The following is a 17,519-nucleotide window of genomic DNA, read 5'->3' on the forward strand; positions in this document are numbered from 1 at the left end:
CCTCGGGGGAGAGGGTCGGGGTGAGGGGCCGCCGAGCAGTACGGCGCCCGGAACAGCCCCTCACCCAACCCTCTCCCCGACGGGGAGAGGGCTCTAGGAACGATATGCCAGATCTGAACACGATCCTCTCCGCGACGACCCCGCTGACCTTGTCGGGCGTGCCATCGGGGTTCCAGCCGTCGCTGCTCGCCGACCTCGCCCGCGCCGCGAAGACGCGCGCGGTGTTCATCGCGCCCGATGATGCGGCGATGCGCGCGATCGCCTCGACCGCGGCCTATTTCGCGCCCGATCTCGAGGTGCTGAGCTTCCCCGCCTGGGATTGCCTTCCCTATGACCGCGCCTCGCCGACCCTGCGGATCATGGCCGAGCGCGTCGCCGCGCTGCACCGCCTGCAGGCCAAGCCCAAGGGTCCACAACTCCTGCTCACCACGGTCAACGCGGCGACCCAGCGTGTCCTGACGCCCTTCCGCGTCCGCCAGCTCGTCGCCCGCCTTGCGCCCGGCGAACGGATCGGCCGCGACAAGCTGGCCACATTGCTCCAGGCGAACGGCTATGTCCGCACCGACACCGTCCACGACCAGGGCGAATATGCGGTACGCGGCGGCATCGTCGATCTCTACCCGTCGGGCGAGGACCATGCGCTGCGTCTCGATTTCTTCGGCGACGAGATCGAGAGCGTCCGCACCTTCGACGCCGCCGACCAGCGCACCACCGGCCGGATCGACGGCTTCGTCCTGCTCCCCGCCTCCGAAGCCCTGCTCGACGAGGAGTCGATCAAGCGCTTCCGCACGCGCTACCGCGACGCGTTCGGCGCGACCGCGACGGGTGATCCGATGTATCAGGCGATCTCGGACGGCCGCCGCATCGCCGGTATGGAGCATTGGCTGCCGCTGTTCGAGGACAAGATGGCGACGCTGTTCGACCATCTCGGCGGTGACGACGTCGTGGTGCGCGACAGCGGGGTCGGCGCCGCGGCGGAGAGCCGGTTCGAATCGATCACCGACTATTATGCGAACCGCCGACGCGCTGAAGCCGCGCAACCCGGCAGCTATCGTCCGCTGGGTGCGACCGCGCTCTATCTCGACGCGTCCCACTGGTCCGTCGCGCTCGACGCCGCCACCGCGCATGTCGTCACGCCTTTTCACGAGCCGACCAGCGCCACCGTGCTCGACTTCGACGTCGACGGCCCGCGCGATTTCGGCCCCGAACGCGCCGCACAGGCGAACATCTACGAAGCCGTCGCCGATCACGTCGAGAAACTACGCAAGCAGGGCCGCAAGCCGATCCTCGCCAGCTACTCGATCGGCGCACGCGAACGTCTGGGAAGCCTGCTCGCCGATCACGGACTGAAAGGCGGCAAGCACGCCGAAACCTGGCAGGAGGCGCTCGGCGTCGCGGATACCGCGAAAAGCTTCGGCGTCGCGCTGGTCGTCCTCCCGCTCGACCACGGCTTCACCGCGCCCGGCGTTGCCGTCCTCACCGAGCAGGACATGCTCGGCGACCGCCTCGTCCACCGCAAGAAGCGGAAGAAATCGGCCGACGCGTTCCTCGCCGAACTGGCGACGCTGACGCCCGGCGATCTGGTCGTCCATACCGAGCACGGCATCGGCCGCTACGAGGGGCTGACCTCGATCCCGGTCGGCCAGAGCCCGCACGACTGCGTCGCGCTGAGCTATGCCAGCGGGGACAAGCTCTATGTGCCGGTCGAGAATATCGACGTCCTCTCGCGCTACGGCTCGTCGGAGGAAGGCGCATCGCTCGACAAGCTCGGCGGCGAAGGCTGGCAGCGTCGCAAGTCGAAGATGAAGGAGCGGATCCGCGAGATCGCGGGCGAACTCATCGCGACCGCCGCCGAGCGCGCGCTCCATCCCGGCGACGTGCTCGAACCCGACGCAAGCGGCTACCCCAGCTTCGTCGATCGCTTCCCCTATGAGGAAACCGAGGACCAGGACCGGGCGATCGAGGAGGTTCTCGCCGATCTGTCCGCGGGCAAGCCGATGGACCGGCTCGTCGTCGGCGATGTCGGCTTCGGCAAGACCGAGGTCGCGCTGCGCGCGGCGTTCGTCGCGGCGATGGGCGGCAAGCAGGTCGCGATCGTCTGCCCGACGACCCTCCTCGCGCGCCAGCACTACAACAACTTCGTCAGCCGGTTCGAAGGCTTCCCGATGAACATGGGCCGCCTCTCGCGGCTCGTCACCGCGAGCGAGGCGAAGGCGACCAAGGAGGGGCTGGCGAACGGCACGATCGACGTCGTCATCGGTACGCACGCACTGCTGGCGAAGAATATCGACTTCAAGCGGTTGGGCTTGGTCGTCGTCGACGAGGAGCAGCGGTTCGGCGTCACGCACAAGGAGCGGCTGAAGGCGCTCCGGGCCGACGTCCACATGCTGACGCTGACCGCGACGCCGATCCCGCGCACGTTGCAGATGGCGATGTCGGGTATCCGCGAGCTGTCGGTGATCCAGACCCCGCCGGTCGATCGCCTCGCGGTGCGCACCTACATCATGCCCTTCGACCCCGTCGTGCTGCGCGAGGCGCTGCTGCGCGAGCATTATCGTGGCGGGCAGAGCTTCGTCGTCACCCCGCGCGTCGCCGACCTGCCCGAGATCGAGGAGTTCCTGCGCGAACAGGTGCCCGAGATCCGCTTCGTCGTCGCACACGGACAGATGTCGCCGACCGAGGTCGAAGAGCGCATGTCCGCCTTCTACGACAAGAAGTTCGAGGTGCTCGTCTCGACCACGATCATCGAGAGCGGGATCGACATCGCGTCCGCCAACACAATGATCGTCCACCGCGCCGACCGCTTCGGCCTCGCCCAGCTCTATCAGCTACGCGGGCGCGTCGGCCGTTCGAAAACGCGCGCCTATGCCTATCTGGTCACCCCGCCCGAGCGGCAGATGACGGTGACCGCCGAGAAGCGGCTGAAGGTGCTGTCCGATCTGGATTCGCTCGGCGCCGGGTTCCAGCTGGCGAGCCACGATCTCGACATCCGCGGGGCCGGCAACATGCTCGGCGACGAGCAGACCGGGCATATCAAGGAGGTCGGCTTCGAACTCTACCAGGCGATGCTCGAGGAGGCGATCATGGACGCCAAGTCGGGTGGTCTCGCCTCCGCACGCCCGAAGGACTTCTCGCCGCAGATCACGGTCGACGCACCGATCCTGATCCCCGAGGAGTATGTCCCCGATCTCGACCTCCGCATGGGGCTGTATCGCCGCCTGAACGAACTCGAGGAGGGTCAGGAGATCGAAGCGTTCGCCGCCGAGATGATCGATCGCTTCGGCCCGCTGCCCGACGCGACTGAAAACTTGATCAGGGTCATCGAGATCAAGCTGAACGCGAAGCGCGCCTGCGTGTCGAAGATCGACGTAGGCCCGCGCGGCGTGCTGGTGTCGTTCCACAACGATACGCCGCCCAACATCGACAGGCTGCTCGCCTATGTCGAACGGCTCAACGGCGTCGCGCGGCTGCGGCCCGACAGCAAGCTGGTGCTTCAGCGCGCCTGGGGCGATCCCAAGGCACGGCTGCACGGTGCGCTGCAATTGTCGAAGGGGCTGGCGAAGGCGGCGGGCTGAGCGCCGCCGCGCTCAGCTGCTGTGATCGGCGACGATCTTCCATGCGTCGCCGCGTCGCTCGAACAGCAAGGTCGTCATCCCCGTCTCGGTCGAGGTCGCGCCGGTCAGTGTCCAGCGCGCGACCAGCAGGGCATGCGTCGGATCGATCCCGAGCAGCTCGGCCGGGACGAAGCTCAGCTGCCCCCTGGTGTTGCCACCACCCGTGAAGCTTGGCGCGTATCGCGCTGTTATTGCCGCTTTCCCGCGCACCAGACCCTTGGGCGTCACGAACACCGCATCCTCGGCATAGACCGCGACGAACCGAGCGAGGTCGCCCGCATTCCACCCCGCCGCGCTCGCCGCCATCGCCTCCCGGATTGCCACCGATGCGGGTGCCCGGTCAGGCGCGGCCAGTACGGGCGTGACGGCCGTCGCTGCGGCAACCGCGACGATCATGGCGGATCCTGCCCGGCTCATGCCCGGGTCACCAGTTCGAGCAAGGCCGCGTCGCCGACCGGTTCGGACAGCAGGAAACCCTGATACAGGCTGGCCCCGCACGCCGCGAGCAGCTCCAGCTGCTCGCAAGTCTCGACCCCCTCGGCGATCACCGACAGGCCGAGCGACCGCGCCATCGTGATCGCGCCCGCGACGACGACCCGGTCGCGCGGGCTGCCGCCGATGTCGTGGACCAGCGCCTTGTCGATCTTCACATAGTCGAGCGGCAGGTCCTTCAGATAGGCGAGGCTCGAATAGCCCGTGCCGAAATCGTCGATCGCGACGCGACACCCCGCCCCGCGCAATTCGGTGAGCAGCGTCGACGCGCTGGCGAGATCCGCGATCAGCCCGGTCTCGGTAATCTCCACGGTCAGACGCCCGCGCGGAAAGCCGCTATCGTCGACCCGCGCGAGGAACAGCGTGGCAAAGCCGGGCCGCGCGATATCCGCCGCGGTGAGGTTGAGCGACACGCGCAGCGTCGCCAGCGCCTCTGGCCATGCCAGCGCCCGCGCCAGCACCAGCCGCTGGATATGGTCGGACAGCGCAATCCCCAGATCGGCGCGGTCCGCGGCCGCGAACAGCGCATCCGCGCCCAGCGGCCCCAGCTTGCGGTGATCCCAGCGCGCGAGCGCCTCGACACCCGTGATCCGTCCGCTCGCAATCTCGACCTGCGGCTGGAAGCGGATGTCGATCTCGTCGAGTTCGATCGCGTGGTGCAGGTCGATCGCCAGCGCATCGAGCGACATGTCGTGCGCCGCCGATGCGATCTGCAGCATCGCGCCGTCGCTGGTCTTGGCCTTGGCGAGCGCACCGAACGCGCGCCGCATCAGCGTCGCGGCACCGTCCGCCGGATCGCTTGGATCCCCCGGCTGGTGACTTGCGACGCCGAACCGGCAGCCGAGCACCGCCAGCGCGTTGGCGACCGCGAACGGCCGCGCCAGCGCCTCGTCGAGCGCCGCGATCAGCGCGGCGATGTCCGCAGCCCCGGCCCCGACCACAAGCGCGAGATCCGCGCCGCCCAGACGCGCGACGCGCGCCGCGCCCGCCATTGCCTCGGCCGCGACCGCCTCCGCCCGCTCGATCGCGACCTCGATCAGCGAATCGACCGCGGGCCGACCATGCGCGGCGTTGACGATGTCGAGCCGCGACAGCGAGACGAGCACGACGGAGACCGGTTGTCCGTCGCCGATCCGCGCCGCGATCCACTGCTGCGCGAGGTTCGGATCGCGGCCGAAGCGTGCGCCGGCCATCGCGTCGCGGCGGTCGACGATGCCCGGCCGGCCTGGCGCGCGCGTCACATGACGCGCTGCGAAGCGCAGCGACTGGATCAGTTCGCCGTCGCTCGCCGGGTCGATCAGGAAATGCGTCGCCCCCAGCTCGAACACGCGGTCGAGCGCCGTACAGTCGCGGCGCGACAGCACGAATAGCAGCGCCCCGCCATCCTCGGCGACCCGGGGGGCGATCGTCTGCGCCGCCGCCAGCCCCTGCGCGATCGCCCCGCGCGCATCGATCAGCACGACCGGTGCGCCGCTTTCGACATAGGCCGGGTCGATACCGCTGGCGGTTGCAGTGACCACCGCATCCCAGCCGCAAGCCACCGCAATATCAGCGATCTCCGCGAAGTGACGGAACGAGCATGCGAACAGCATCGTTCTGTTCAGCATGTCCTTTGTATCCAGTGTGGCCGGTGTCATCGCCGACAACCTAGCCACCCCATCGCCCGTCGCCAATCCTGGAACGCACTTGCCGCTCGACGCTGCACCACCTAGCTCTGTTGCTATGGCGTCTCACTCCCCTTCGAGCCACTCCGCAACCGTCGATCGTCCGCTGGTCGATCGGCATCAGCGGACGATCAAATATCTGCGGATTTCGGTCACCGACCGCTGCGATCTGCGGTGCCGTTACTGCATGTCCGAGGCGATGACTTTCCTGCCGCGTGCAAAGCTGCTGAGCCTCGACGAGATCGCGATCATCGCCGAGCGGTTCATCGCGCGCGGCGTGACCAAGATCCGCCTGTCGGGCGGCGAGCCGCTCGTCCGCCGCGACGTCGGTGATCTCGTCAAGCGACTGGGTGGCAATCTCGGCCGCGGGCTCGAGGAGCTGACGATGACCACCAACGGCACGCGGCTGGCGGAGCATGCGCCGGCGATGGTCGATGCAGGCATCCGGCGCGTCAATGTCAGCATGGACAGCCGCGACCCCGAACGGTTTCGCTACATCACCCGGCACGGCGACGTCGCGCAGGTGATCGGCGGCATCATGGCCGCGCGCGATGCCGGCCTCGCGATCAAGATCAACATGGTCGCGCTCAAGGGCTTCAACGAGGACGAGATCGCGCCGATGCTCGCCTGGTGCCGCGACGAGGGCTTCGACCTGTCCCTGATCGAGACGATGCCGCTCGGCGCGATCGACGAGGATCGCACCGATCGCTTCCTGCCGCTGACCGGCGTGTTCCGTGATCTCGAAACCCGGTTCCGGCTCGAGCGCGATTCGTACAAGACCGGCGGACCGGCGCGCTACTGGAATGTCGACGGCACCGGTACGCGGCTCGGGCTCATCTCGCCGCTGACCGCCAATTTCTGCGAAGGCTGCAACCGCGTCCGCCTCACCACCGAGGGTAAGCTGTACCTGTGCCTCGGCCATGACGATCAGGTCGACCTCAAGGGTGCGCTCCGCGACGGCGGCATCGCGGGGCTCGACGAGGCGATCGACGCGGGCCTCTACGCCAAGCCCAAGCGGCACGACTTCCGCATCGGCGAGGGCGAAGGCCCTGCGGTCGCGCGTCACATGAGCGTCACCGGCGGGTGACCGACTATGTCCGCCGGGCGCTGGTAGCCTCCGCCACCCCGCCGGCACAGGCCGCCGCCGCCCAGCTCGCCGATCTGGGCGACTGGGTCGAGCCCGAGGAGGCGGATGTCGTCATTGCGCTTGGCGGTGACGGGTTCATGCTGCAGACGCTCCATGCGATGCTCGAACGGCGCAAGCCCGCGGTCCCGGTCTTCGGAATGAATCTGGGTACCGTCGGGTTCCTGATGAATGAGTGGCGGCATCACGGTCTCGAAGACCGTCTTTCGCGCGCCAAGCCGTTCAAGGTCACGCCGCTGAGCATGACCGCGACCGGGATCGACGGACGCACCCTCACCCTCCCCGCGATCAACGAGGTCTCGCTGCTTCGCGAGACGCGTCAGACCGCCAAGCTCGAGGTGACGGTCAACGACCGCGTCGTGCTCGCCGAACTGGCCTGTGACGGCATCCTGGTCGCGACGCCCGCGGGTTCGACCGCCTATAATCTGTCGGCACAGGGTCCGATCCTGCCGCTCGGTTCGGGCATGGTCGCGCTGACGCCGATCAGCCCGTTCCGTCCGCGGCGCTGGCGCGGTGCGATCCTGCCCGACAAGGCCCGGATCGGCATCCGCGTGCTCGACCCCGGCAAACGCCCCGTCTCCGCGGTCGCTGACCAGCGCGAGATCCGCGACGTGGCGCGGGTAGACATCTGCATGGACCGCGCGCGTGAACTCACCCTGCTGTTCGATCCCGAGCATGCGCTCGACGACCGCATCACGATGGAACAGTTCGCAGCATAGCCCCGGCCCCGGCGCAATTTGTTGCGGAATTCGACAAAAACCGGGTTGCATCGTCCAACTGGCCGTTTATAGAGCCGCCTCCGGCAACGTTCCCTGATAGCTCAGCGGTAGAGCTCTCGACTGTTAATCGAGTGGCCGTAGGTTCGAATCCTACTCAGGGAGCCATTTTCAAGCCGCGAGATCTCGCTTCTGGCGAGACGCCCCGCGCCAGACCGCGGCAAGATCCTCCCGCTACACTATTTGCAATACAACCCTCGCGGCACGCATCCCGCGCGTCCGACCAGCGTTGACCCCTGACGACCAGAGCGATTGGGGCAGACGATGAAATCGGTGATTCTCCCGGGCGGCGAGACGGTGCCAGCCCTGGGCCAGGGAAGCTGGATGATGGGCGAGCGCGCCGATCGTCGCAAGGCCGAGACCGCAGCGTTGCGCGCAGGCGTCGAGTGCGGGATGACGCTGATCGACACGGCGGAGATGTACGGCGACGGCGCCGCGGAAACGCTGATCGGCGATGCGCTCCACGATGTCCGCGACACGCTCTTCCTCGTAAGCAAGGCCTATCCCCAGAACGCCTCGCGCGATCGCCTCACCGCCGCCTGCGAGGCGAGCCTTGCGCGGCTGAGGACCGACCGGCTTGACCTGTATCTGCTGCACTGGCGCGGGTCGGTACCACTGGCCGAGACGGTCGAGGCGATGGAACGGCTCAAGGCGGCGGGCAAGATCCGCCACTGGGGCGTCAGCAATCTCGATACGCAGGACATGGCGGAACTCGATGAGGCGGGCGGACAGGACTGCGCGACCGACCAGATCCTCTACAACCTGACGCGGCGTGGTCCCGAGCATGACCTCCTCCCTTGGCTCGACCGTCACGACATTCCCGTCATGGCCTATAGTCCGGTCGAACAGGGCCGGCTCCTCGCCGATCCGGCGCTGACGCGGATCGCGCGCGACATCGGCGCAACGCCCGCGCAGGTCGCGCTCGCCTGGGTGCTGCAACGTCCCGCGACGATCGCGATCCCCAAGGCCGCGAGCGTGGCGCATGTCCGCGAAAACCGGGCGGCCGCCGATCTCGTGCTGTCGGCCGACGATCTTGCCGCGCTCGACACGGCCTTTCCCCGCCCGCGGTCGCCACAACCGCTCGAGATGCTCTGAGCGCGGCATGACCGGCAGTACGCCCCCCAAGGCCTATCCGACGACCCCCGACGGTCGCTATTTCGTTGTGCGCGGCCGGTTGTGGCGGTGCGCGGATCCGTCGCTGCCGGAAGCGGATCGGGCCGAGTTGGTGCGGGCGCTGATGGCGGCGCGACGCGCGGTCGGCGTGGCCCGACGTCGGGACGATGCCGACGCGGTCGCCGCTGCACGTGCCGACGTCGATGCTGCCAAGCATGGGCTCGGCGAACGCGGCCCGGTCTGGTGGCATGACGGGTCGCCCGACTATAACCGCCACATGGCCGCCAACACCCCCTATGCGGCATGGTTCGCGGGAATTTCGCCGTCGATCTGAGCCGATGCGGCGACTGGTACGTTGAACAGGGATGATAGTGACGACCCTGCGAGCCCGGCTCGCGTCCGGCGCGATGCCGCTTGCACTCCTCCTGACGAACGGCGCCGCCGGTGCCCAGCCCGCCCAGACTGCGCCGAGACGCGCCGCGCCCCCTGCCAAGCCGAGCGCTGCACCCGCTGCGATCGGCGGCGTCGTCATCAGCCGGCAGGCGGTGACGGACGCGACCGTCCGCGCTGTCTACACCAAGGCGAAGTGGCGCGCGGTCTGGTCGGATGCCGATGTCGCGGCGCTCAACACGGCACTCGGCGACCGCAGCCGTCACGGGCTCGATCACGTCGCCTTCCTGCCCGACCTGCCCGCCGACGCGGCCCCGGCGGATATCGACGTCGCCCGCACGCGCGTCGCGCTCGCCTATGCCGGTGCGCTGGCAAGGGGCCGCGTCGATCCGGCGACGCTGCATCAGGTCTATACCCTGCCGCGACCCAGCGTCGATCTCGCCACCGGGCTGGTCGCCGCAATCGCGCGGCACAAGGTCGACGATTGGCTCGAAAGCCTCGCGCCGCAGGATGCCGATTATCGCCTGCTGTCCGACGCCTATCGCGTCTTCAGCGAGAAGGCGCTCACCGCACCAGCCGGCCCCGCACCGCTGGAGGCGCCCGTCCAGACGGGCGCCGCCGCGCTGATCCGCGTCGGCACCCGCGATCCACGCGTTGCGACGATCGTCGAACAGCTGGTCGAGAGCGGCTATCTCCTGACGCCCGGCCCCGTCGCCGCGCCGACGCTGGCGCAATCCGCCTCGACCATCGCCGGCCTCCAGCCGGCCACCCCGTCTAGCGCCCCGGTCTATACGCAGGCGATCGCCGACGCGATGAAGGGGCTGCAGACCGATTACGGCATCGCCGCGGACGGGATCGTCGGGCCCGAGACGCTCAAGGTCCTCAATCTCGGACCCGGTGACCGCGCGCGCGCGCTTGCGGTGGCGCTGGAGCGGCGGCGCTGGCTCGAGCGGACGCCCCCGGCGACGCGGATCGACGTCAACACCGCCGCCTCGCAGCTGCGCTATTACCGCGACGGCGTGCTCGTCGATCAGCGCAAGGTGATCGTCGGCGAACCCGGTCGCGAGACGCCGGCCTTGTCGTCACCGATCTATCGCCTCGTCGCCAATCCGACCTGGACCGTGCCCAAGTCGATCCAGAACGGCGAGATGGCCAATGTCGACGACGCTTATCTGCAGGAGCACAACATGGTCCTGCGCGACGGCTGGATCGTCCAGCAGCCCGGTCCGAGCAATGCGCTCGGCCTCGTCAAGTTCGACATGGCGAACGATCAGGCGATCTATCTGCACGACACGTCCGCCCCCGGGCTGTTCGACCGCAGCCAGCGGCATCTGAGCCATGGCTGCGTCCGCGTCGAGGATGCGATCGGCTTCGCGCAGATGCTCGCCGACGACCAGGGCGTTACCGAGGCATGGCAGACCGCGCAGGCGTCGGGCGAGATGCAGTTCGTCCCGCTGCCGCGCCGCATCCCGGTGCGGCTGCTGTACGAGAATGTCTATGTCGGCGACGCCGGCAAGGTCGCCTTCCGTACCGATCCCTATGGCTGGAACGATCCGGTCGCCGAACAGCTCGGGTTCGAGCGATCGGCGGCGCGGCGTGCCGAAGCCCGCGACATCGATATCGGCCCGTGAGCGTGGGGCGCGACTAGCCCCTGCTAGCGGCGATGTACCGCGTGACATTGCCGGTCAGCACGTCGAGCGGGACGTTGCCGCCGGCGAGCACCGCCTGGTTGAAGTCGCGCACGTCGAACCGCGTGCCCAGCGCCGCCTTGGCGCGGGTCCGCTGCGCGACGATCTCGGTCTGGCCGATCTTGTAGCCACAGGCCTGACCCGGCCAGGCGCAATAGCGCTCGACCTCGCTCACCGCGTTGCTCATCGGCAGTCCGGTCGCGGCGACGAATTCGCGCAAAGCCTGTTCACGCGTCCAGCCCATCGCATGGATCCCGGTATCAACCACCAGCCGTACCGCACGCCATGACAGCCCCATGAAATAGCCGAGCCGCCCCGCCGCATCGCCGTCATACAGGCCGAGCTCGTCGGCAAGCTGTTCGGCATAGAGCGCCCAGCCCTCGGTATAGGCATTGAACGCCAGCACCGAGCGGATCAGCGGCAGCTGCTGCGCATATTCCCCCTGCCAGACATGCCCGGGAATCCCCTCGTGGAATACCAGATCGGGGATCGTCACGCGGTTGTGGATCGTGGGATCGCCCAGATTGACCCAGATCTTGCCCGGGATCGATCCGTCGAGCGCGCCCGGCCCGCCATAGGCGGCGGGTGCCCCCGCCTCCTGTGCGAGCGGCATCCGCCGGATCTCGAGCCTGGCCGTCACCAGCGTGCGGAACGCCTTTGGCAGGCGCGGCCGGATCGCATCGATCCGGCCCTGCATATAGGCGACGATCTGCTGCCTGCCGGCATCGTCGTTCGGAAAGGCGATGTCCGGCCGACGCTGCAATTCGGCCGCGCGCTCCGCCACCGTCCCCTTGGCCAGCCCAAAGCCCTTGAGGATCCTGTCCATCTGCGCCTGCAGCTCGACGAGCTGCGCACGCCCCAGCGCGTGGATCTCCGCCGGGCTCCGCCGCGTCGTCGTCCCCGCGCGCAGCCCCCAGCCATACCAGGCCGCGCCATGCGGGCGCGATCCCAGTCCGGCGACGTCGGTTGCGACCGCGCGCTGCGCGGTGAGTTCGGCGATCTGCCGCTCGAGCGCGGGGATGACCGCATCGCGCACGATCTGCGTCGCACGCCGGGTCCAGTCACCGGGGATCGCCTGCGTCTTGCGCGCGAGCGGCCCGATCAGTGGACCATCGACCGCTGCCGCCTCGGCCAGCGTGCGTCGCATCCCGGCCAGCGTCTTGTCGAGCAGGAAGCTAGGCGGGACCAAGCCCTGCTCGCGCGCGGTGCGCACCCTGCCCGTCTCGTCATCGAGCTGCTTCGCCATCGCCGCCACGCGCGCGAGATAGGCCTCGGCATCCGCCGCCGTGCGCAGCGGCTGATCGCCGTCGAGCAGCTGCGGCACGTCCAGCCACGCGCCGACATTCTGGATCACGGCATAGGGCGTGTTGCGCCAGTCGCCGATCGTCGCGACGCCGTAGGGCAGCGCCATCCCGTCCAGCGCGGTCTGGAACGCGCTCTGCGTCACCGCAATGCTGGTCAGCGTCGCCTGGTCGATCCCGTCGCGCGGCAGCCGGCCGAGCGCCGCCAGCCCGTCGGTCAGGACGCGTCGCCGCGCGGCGATGCCCGCGGGCGACCGGTCGTCGAGCAGCCCCCGCAACGCCGCATGCGCGCCGGTATCGAGGCCAAGCCCGGTCGCCTTGCCGGGATCGAGCGTCAGCAACTGCCACGCGAGCCGGTCGAGAAGAGTCGCCGCGTCGGCGGATGCCGGCGAGCGGCTGGCAGTCTGTGCGGAGACGGGCGCAGCGGCGAGCGTGGCCGCGATACCGGCAAGCGCGTCGCGGCGGCGGAACAGGGGTTGGTTCATCCGCGAAACATGTACTCGCCATCCGCCGCGGTCAAACGCACCTCTGTCCCATCACGGTGGACAAACACCCGCCGCCGCCTAGAGGTCGGCGGGGAAAAGGGCTGAGGCACGTGACGATCGGACTGAAGGACATCGCTGCACGCGCCGGCGTCTCGATCGCGACGGTGTCGCGCGTCCTGTCGGGCAAGCCCGTCCGCCCCGCCTATCGCAGCCGCGTCGACGACGCGCTCGCCGCGCTCGACTATCGCCCCAATCTGGCGGCGCGGCGGCTGCGTTCGACGCGCGCGAGCGTGATCGGTCTGATCGTGCCCGATATCGGCAACCCCTTCTTCGTCGCCTTCGTCCAGGCGGTCGAGGGCTATGCCTGGCGCGAGGGGCTGCGCGTCATCCTGTGCAACAGCGGCGAAGATCCCGCGCGCGAACGCCATTACCTCCAATTGCTCGAGGACGAGCGCGTATCGGGCATCATCCTCGCCCCCACGCGCGCCGGCGGCGTGCCCGAGACCGCGACGCCGCTCGTGCTGGTCGATCGGGTGGAGGGGACGCCGCAGGTCGACAGCGTCCGGCTCGACAATGCCGGCGCGGCGGGCGCGCTGGTTGACGCGCTACACGTATCGGGCTGTCGGCGGATCACCGGTCTGTTCGGCGAACGCGGCAGCACCGCGGTCGACCGCCGTCGTGGCTATGCGGCCGCGCTCGACCGCCACGCGCTTCCAGCCCGGATCATCGACGTCCCGCACGACCCCGCAGCGCGCGCGGCCTGCGTGCGGACCGCGCTCGCTTACACCGCCTGCGACGCGGTGCTCGTCGGCGACACGTTCCTGATGCTCGAGGCGGCGGTCGTGTTACGCGGCCGAACCGAACCGCAGGCATCTCCCGTCCGGCTCGCAGGGTTCGACGACGCCGCCTGGTTGCGCCTGCTCGACGCCGCGCCGATCGTCGTCGAGCAGCCGGTCGACGAGATGGCGCATGCCGCGCTGGCGCTGCTCGTCGAACGCATGACCGGTGCGGGGGGCGACGCCGTCCGGCTCGTCTTTAACGGGACGATCGTCAGCCCCGCCTGAGCTTCAGGTCAGGCGGCGGCGGCGATCGCGGTGTGGCCGCGCGTCGGGCGGAACCGACCGTTGCGCAGCGCGGTCTCGATATCCTCGGGGCTTGCGCCCGCCGTCTCGGGCACGAAGAACAGCACGAACACGAACGACGCCAGATTGACCCCGGCATAGACCCACATCGTCGAGCCCAGCCCGATCGCATGGACCAGCGACAGCGCGGTCCCCGTGACGATCAGGTTGCTGCCCCACAGCATCGCCGCGTGCAGCGCGGTCGCGGGGCCGCGCATCGCCAGCGGGAACATCTCCGCGCCGAGCAGCCAGCCGCACACCTGGATGCCGCCCGAATTGAAGAGCATGAACGCCAGCAGGAAGCCGATCGTCAGCCAGCCCTGCCACCCGCCATGCGCGCCGCTGGCGAACATAATGCCAAGCCCGATCAGGCTGACGACCGATCCCGGGATCATCACCAGCATCAGCCGCCGTCGCCCGATCCGGTCGACGAACAGACAGCCGAGCAGCGTCATCACCGCATAGACGATCGCGACGCCGAGGCTGGCGAGCAGCGCCGACTCCTTGCCGAACCCCACCCCCGACAGGAAGGTCGGCGCATAGTAGATCATCATCTCCAGCCCGCCGCACTGGGTGAAGAACGCGACCCCCAGCGCCGCGATCAGCGCAGGCCGCGCCCAGGCCTGACGAATGCCGCGCCAGCTGCTATCGGCCGGATCCGCGTCGGTCGTCGCATCGCGGATCTGGGTGACTTCATGGCGGATCTCGCGGCGTGTGGTACGCACGCGGCGCAGCACGTCGATCGCGGCGTGGATGCCGATATTCTCCGCGGCCCAGCGCGGGCTGCGCGGCATGAACGCCATCGCGACGAAGACGATCGCGGCGGGGATCGCGGCGACCGCGACCATCGTCCGCCAGCTCCAGACGTCGTGCAACCCGAACCCGACGATGCTGGCGAGCAGGATTCCGACGCCGATCGCGACGTTGAACATCGTCACCAGATTGCCGCGACGATGCTGCGGCGCGAGTTCGGAGATGTACATCGGCACGACCTGCGTCGATCCGCCGACCGCCATGCCCAGGAACACACGCGCGGTGATCAGCGCGCCGACGCTCGGCGCCATCGCGCAGGCGATCGCGCCCAGCGTGAACAGCGCGCTCACCCCCATCACCGACAGCTTGCGGCCGATCCGCTCGGACAGCCAGCTCGTCGCCAGCGCACCGATCACCGCGCCCGCCAGGATCGCCGCGGTGACGATCTCCTGCATGCGGTGATCCAGCCCGAACTCGTCGGTGATCGACAGCAACGCCCCCGATATGATCCCCGTGTCATAGCCATAAAGCGCCCCGCATACCGCGGCGACGAACGCTGCGGTGCGCAGCAACCGGTCGCCATTGGCATAGGGTTCGGGAATTCTTGGCTCGTTGCGCGCCGTCAGGCTGCGCCGCGTCAGGGATGGGGCGATGCTGTGATCTGTCAAAACGTGGAGGACTCCGTGGTCGTTGAAAGGCGGTTCAGCGGGGGCGCAGCGCGAAGCGGCGACGCCAGGACGGCAGGCGGATCTGCTCGCGCGCCCAAGTCAGCAGGCCGGCGCCGATAATGACGGCGATGCCGGCAAAGGTCGGCAGGTCGACGCTCTGGTGAAACACGGTGTAGCTGAGCCCGACGGCCCAGATCATCTGGCTGTATTGCGGCGGTGCGATCCGGCTGACCGCGACGCGTTGTGCCGCGAGCATCAGCAGCGCCTGGCCGAGGATCGCGAGCAGGCCATAGCCGGCGAGCAGGACCATCTCGGCCCCGTCCGGCCAGCGGAACGCCTGCAGCCACAGCAGCGCCGCGCCGTTGATCACCAGCGGTCCGATCAGCCCCGCGCCGAGCATCGACACACGCTTCTCGCCCGCACCACCGGCGCGAAACAGCACGATGACGATCGCGCTCGACAATGCGCACAGCATCGCCGCGCCATGGCCCAGATCGAAGGCTCGCAGTCCGGGTCGCAGCACCATCAGCACGCCGACGAAGCCGATCGCCACCGCCGCCCAGCGCCAGGCACCGACCTGCTCCTTCAGGAACAGCATCGACAGCAACGTCACCAGCATCGGCATCAGGAAGATCAGCGCGAACGCCTCGGGCATCGGCAGCCGCGTGAACGCGACGACGCTCGACAGGCCGCTGATCGACGATCCGATCGCGCGCGCCAGCCATAGCGAGCGGCGCGTCGCGCTGAACACGTCAAGCAGACGGTCGCCCGGCGCGCGCACGAAGGGCAAGGCGACCAGCCCAAGCAGCGCACCGGTGAACGTCACCTGGAACGGGCTGAACGCGCCTTCGAGCAGCCGCACCGACGCGTCGCTGAACGCGAAGGCCGCATAAGCCAGGAACGCCAGCGGCACGCCGCCGATGGCCGCCAGACGCGCGCCATGGCTCTGAATGGTAAGATCGATGCTCAATTGCGTCTCTCGGGCTGGCGTGGACGGTGACGACTCCCCGGAGCCGCGGGCACGAGCGAACGCCGCCACCGCCCCGACGTCACCTTATGGCGGGGCGGCACACAGCTCTGTCGCTTTGCGTATCCCGCCAGTACCGGCAGCACGTGCAGGACGCAACAGAAAACGTTTTCTGTTTTAGCGTCGTACGTCGTAAGAACTCCGCTTCGATCGCGCGCAATTGCGGCTTGGCGCGGCTGACGGTACGACCGGGCGATCACCCGTGACGATGAGGATATCCTATCGCAATGAAGCTCGCCGATCTGGCCGTGCTCGCCGGCGTTTCGACCGCAACCGTGTCACGGGCTCTGGCCGGGCATTCGTCCGTCAATGCTCAGACCCGCGCACGCATCCAGGCGCTGGCGCAGCAACATGACGTCCGTCCCAACCAGCTCGCGCGCAACCTGCGGCTGAAGAGCACCGGCGCGATCGGGCTGGTCCTGCCACTCGGCCATGCCCGCACGCAGCATCTCACCGATCCGTTCTTCCTGACCTTGCTCGGGCTGCTCGCCGATCTGCTGGTCGAGCGCGGCTATGACATCCTGTTGTCGCGGGTCATCCCCGACGGCGACGACTGGCTCGACCGGCTGGTCGACAGCGGCCGCATCGATGGCTTGCTCCTGGTCGGCCAGTCTGACCAGGGGGCGGTGATCGAACGCGTATCGCACCGCTATGCGCCGCTAGTCGTGTGGGGCGCGTACCGGGCGGACCAGAACCATCTGACGATCGGCTCCGACAATATCGCGGGGGGCCGACTCGCGGGCCGCCGCATGATCGACCAGGGCCGGTCCCGTCTGATGTTCGTCGGCGACCCCGCCCCACCAGAATTCGCCGATCGCTACGCGGGATTCGCCGCCGCCGCTGCGGAGGCGGGGCTCGCCTGCGAGCTGCTCGAAACGTCGATGACCCCGGAGGCCGTGCACGCGGCGATGGCGCAACGGCTCGCCGCCGCGCCGCCCCCCGACGGCATCTTCGCCGCGTCCGACGTCGCCGCAATGAGCGTGCTGCGCGCGCTCGCCGAAGCCGGGATCGACGTCCCCACCACCACCGCAGTAATCGGCTATGACGACGTCACGCTGGCCGCGCACACCTCCCCCGCGCTCACGACCATCCGCCAGGATCTCGCCGAGGGCGCCGCGCTCATGGTCGATCGCCTGATGCAGCGGATCGCGGGCAACGCGACCGGGTCCGCGATCGTCACGCCCGTCCTGATCGAACGCCAGTCCGCCTGAACCGCTCCGCCTGAGCCGCTTCGCAATCGATTGCATAACGAGTCTTGCAATCGATTGTGAAAAGCGTATGAG

Annotated in this window: 13 protein-coding genes and 1 tRNA gene; 9 read left to right on the forward strand and 5 right to left on the reverse strand. The window is 68.8% G+C overall.

All coding sequences use genetic code 11. The annotated features are described in order from the left end of the window. The first annotated feature begins 104 nt into the window (after nt 1-104). The gene (mfd, locus tag GV027_RS03310) at nt 105-3,575 is read left to right on the forward strand and encodes a transcription-repair coupling factor (RefSeq protein ID WP_159510985.1); all 3,471 of its coding nucleotides are present in this window, start codon (nt 105-107) and stop codon (nt 3,573-3,575) included. 12 nt (nt 3,576-3,587) lie between these two features. Here the strand turns inward: mfd and GV027_RS03315 are convergent, their stop codons facing one another. Then, complete coding sequence (locus GV027_RS03315; RefSeq protein ID WP_159510986.1) at nt 3,588-4,010, reverse strand: YybH family protein; 423 nt, start codon at nt 4,008-4,010, stop codon at nt 3,588-3,590. A 17-nt stretch (nt 4,011-4,027) separates the two neighbouring features. Beyond that, nucleotides 4,028-5,713 carry an EAL domain-containing protein gene (locus GV027_RS03320; RefSeq protein ID WP_236559033.1) on the reverse strand — a complete coding sequence of 562 codons (1,686 nt, stop codon included), beginning with the start codon at nt 5,711-5,713 and terminating at the stop codon, nt 4,028-4,030. Between the two features lie 115 nt (nt 5,714-5,828). On the opposite strand from GV027_RS03320, the gene moaA reads away from it, so the two are divergent. The 6 genes from moaA to GV027_RS03350 all read left to right on the forward strand — a co-directional run bounded on the left by moaA (nt 5,829) and on the right by GV027_RS03350 (nt 10,824). Beyond that, nucleotides 5,829-6,857: a GTP 3',8-cyclase MoaA gene (gene moaA / locus GV027_RS03325; protein WP_056678753.1), complete on the forward strand. Its 1,029-nt coding sequence runs from the start codon at nt 5,829-5,831 to the stop codon at nt 6,855-6,857. Then, nucleotides 6,854-7,633, forward strand: coding sequence for an NAD kinase (locus GV027_RS03330; protein WP_159510987.1), 780 nt, complete (start codon nt 6,854-6,856; stop codon nt 7,631-7,633). The genes moaA and GV027_RS03330 overlap by 4 nt, the downstream gene beginning before the upstream one ends. Before the next feature lie 90 nt (nt 7,634-7,723). Next, nucleotides 7,724-7,798: transfer RNA gene (locus GV027_RS03335), tRNA-Asn, on the forward strand. Between the two features lie 156 nt (nt 7,799-7,954). After that, nucleotides 7,955-8,785, forward strand: coding sequence for an aldo/keto reductase (locus tag GV027_RS03340; RefSeq protein WP_159510988.1), 831 nt, complete (start codon nt 7,955-7,957; stop codon nt 8,783-8,785). Between the two features lie 7 nt (nt 8,786-8,792). Next, nucleotides 8,793-9,137: a hypothetical protein gene (locus GV027_RS03345; RefSeq protein ID WP_159510989.1), complete on the forward strand. Its 345-nt coding sequence runs from the start codon at nt 8,793-8,795 to the stop codon at nt 9,135-9,137. 37 nt (nt 9,138-9,174) lie between these two features. Beyond that, nucleotides 9,175-10,824, forward strand: coding sequence for a L,D-transpeptidase family protein (locus tag GV027_RS03350; RefSeq protein ID WP_236559034.1), 1,650 nt, complete (start codon nt 9,175-9,177; stop codon nt 10,822-10,824). 13 nt (nt 10,825-10,837) lie between these two features. On the opposite strand, the gene GV027_RS03355 is transcribed toward GV027_RS03350, so the two are convergent. Then, nucleotides 10,838-12,667 (reverse strand): DUF885 domain-containing protein, encoded by a 1,830-nt coding sequence (locus tag GV027_RS03355; protein WP_236559035.1) that lies wholly within the window; start codon nt 12,665-12,667, stop codon nt 10,838-10,840. A 110-nt stretch (nt 12,668-12,777) separates the two neighbouring features. On the opposite strand from GV027_RS03355, the gene GV027_RS03360 reads away from it, so the two are divergent. Next, nucleotides 12,778-13,731 (forward strand): LacI family DNA-binding transcriptional regulator, encoded by a 954-nt coding sequence (locus GV027_RS03360; protein ID WP_159510990.1) that lies wholly within the window; start codon nt 12,778-12,780, stop codon nt 13,729-13,731. 8 nt (nt 13,732-13,739) lie between these two features. On the opposite strand, the gene GV027_RS03365 is transcribed toward GV027_RS03360, so the two are convergent. Both GV027_RS03365 and GV027_RS03370 read right to left on the reverse strand, forming a co-directional pair. Further along, nucleotides 13,740-15,209 (reverse strand): sugar porter family MFS transporter, encoded by a 1,470-nt coding sequence (locus GV027_RS03365; RefSeq protein WP_201302565.1) that lies wholly within the window; start codon nt 15,207-15,209, stop codon nt 13,740-13,742. 34 nt (nt 15,210-15,243) lie between these two features. Then, nucleotides 15,244-16,179, reverse strand: a complete 936-nt coding sequence (locus GV027_RS03370; protein WP_201302566.1) for a DMT family transporter — start codon at nt 16,177-16,179, stop codon at nt 15,244-15,246. A gap of 284 nt (nt 16,180-16,463) precedes the next feature. On the opposite strand from GV027_RS03370, the gene GV027_RS03375 reads away from it, so the two are divergent. Beyond that, nucleotides 16,464-17,447: a LacI family DNA-binding transcriptional regulator gene (locus tag GV027_RS03375; protein ID WP_159510991.1), complete on the forward strand. Its 984-nt coding sequence runs from the start codon at nt 16,464-16,466 to the stop codon at nt 17,445-17,447. Nucleotides 17,448-17,519: the final 72 nt, after the last annotated feature.

Origin of the sequence: Sphingomonas sp. T1 (genome assembly GCF_902506585.1) — a bacterium.
In the GTDB taxonomy this organism is placed as follows: Bacteria; Pseudomonadota; Alphaproteobacteria; order Sphingomonadales; family Sphingomonadaceae; genus Sphingomonas; species Sphingomonas aerolata.

Bases quoted from the DNA above. Each gene is read 5' to 3' on its own strand.
- GV027_RS03315 (WP_159510986.1), bottom strand. From the start codon at position 4,010: ATGATCGTCGCGGTTGCCGCAGCGACGGCCGTCACGCCCGTACTGGCC.
- mfd (WP_159510985.1), top strand. From the start codon at position 105: ATGCCAGATCTGAACACGATCCTCTCCGCGACGACCCCGCTGACCTTG.
- GV027_RS03355 (WP_236559035.1), bottom strand. From the start codon at position 12,667: ATGAACCAACCCCTGTTCCGCCGCCGCGACGCGCTTGCCGGTATCGCG.
- GV027_RS03340 (WP_159510988.1), top strand. From the start codon at position 7,955: ATGAAATCGGTGATTCTCCCGGGCGGCGAGACGGTGCCAGCCCTGGGC.
- GV027_RS03345 (WP_159510989.1), top strand. From the start codon at position 8,793: ATGACCGGCAGTACGCCCCCCAAGGCCTATCCGACGACCCCCGACGGT.
- GV027_RS03320 (WP_236559033.1), bottom strand. From the start codon at position 5,713: ATGCTGAACAGAACGATGCTGTTCGCATGCTCGTTCCGTCACTTCGCG.
- GV027_RS03375 (WP_159510991.1), top strand. From the start codon at position 16,464: ATGAAGCTCGCCGATCTGGCCGTGCTCGCCGGCGTTTCGACCGCAACC.
- moaA (WP_056678753.1), top strand. From the start codon at position 5,829: ATGGCGTCTCACTCCCCTTCGAGCCACTCCGCAACCGTCGATCGTCCG.